The sequence below is a fragment of the uncultured Campylobacter sp. genome (assembly GCF_938018035.1).
Classification (GTDB): Bacteria; Campylobacterota; Campylobacteria; order Campylobacterales; family Campylobacteraceae; genus Campylobacter_B.
Window position 1 is genome coordinate 1 of record NZ_CALIJF010000422.1, and the last position, 1,194, is coordinate 1,194.

Consider the following 1,194-nt stretch of genomic DNA (forward strand, 5'->3'; position numbering starts at 1 on the left):
GTGACGCGCAGCTTACAAGGCATAAAAGATATACGCGAAGAAGCAGGCGAGAGCCTACAACGATGGACGTTGGTAAAGCGGCGGCTTGCGGCAAGAGGATAAGGGCTATGACGTGCATGAGCGGCAAGCAAATACTATACGCAGCTTGCGACGGGCGGCAAAATTTCATCCACCATAGACCACGGGTAAGCAGATAAAATTTTACATTAAAGCGGAGCTTTGCCGAAATTCTAGCGCGTTTGAAGATACGAAGTGATCGGATGAGAGTTAAGACAGCGGGCGGCTCGGCGATGACATAGCGGCGTGAAATTTTACGGCGCAAAAATTTATTTTGCCGCGCGTTATATACGCAAGGCGCGATTTAAAACTAATTTTCCAATCAGGCGGCTCGCGGACCTTCACAATACATAACCTCAAGGCATGATTAAGACAGACAGAATTTTAAAATTTAACCGCTGTATTCGCAGTCTATGGAATTTGCAACGTAAATTTAAAAGTAGCGATCCGCCCTATGAAATTCCGTTTAAATTTTAGCCCGCGATATGTTCATTTTGAGGTAAGAAGGGCTGCTCAATTGCAAAATCGCGCTTCTTGCAAAAATGGCGGCGGCGCATTACTCCGCTCGCTCGCAAAGCCTGCCAGCCTTCCGATGACGCTTTGATGAGGAGCGGGCCGTGTCTGCGCAAATTTTGTATTACTAAGATCGCGGATTTGCTTATCGCTAAATTTAGTGCATATGCGGTCGCCGTACGCCACTATGGTAAGAGTGGGTTTGCATTAATTTTGCTCCGATCGCGCTGTGTTTTGCGATAAAAATTTATAAAATTTTATTTTTGGTCGGCGCCGCAAAATTTTATAAAGCTCCATTTTAAAATTTGCGGCACGGGCACGTACTGACCATGTTCAAGCTAAAATCAAATCTCAAAATTCTAAGCGGCGAATGCAGAAAACCCTCGCGTCTAGCGTATCTGCGGCGGCGGTACGGGCACGCTAAATTTATCGCTTTTGGGACGTAAAAGACGCGCAGGCGCGGGCAAAATTTATTGATTTTAGAGTTTAAAGCATCGAATTCGCGCACCTAGGCTAAATTAAAATTTAAAGCGCGCGACGCCTTGGACGCATCCGCGTGACTGCGAACACTCATAAAATTCGCCCGAAGCAAGGTTGTAAAACCGCGGGCGGGCGCAAAATTTA

At 46.4% G+C, this 1,194-nt stretch carries 1 protein-coding gene; it reads left to right on the top strand.

Going from position 1 to position 1,194, the window contains the following annotated elements; translation table 11 throughout:
* Nucleotides 1-197: hypothetical protein (locus Q0257_RS12855; protein WP_298025413.1), on the top strand; the 197-nt coding region annotated here is incomplete at its 5' end.
* Nucleotides 198-1,194: the final 997 nt, after the last annotated feature.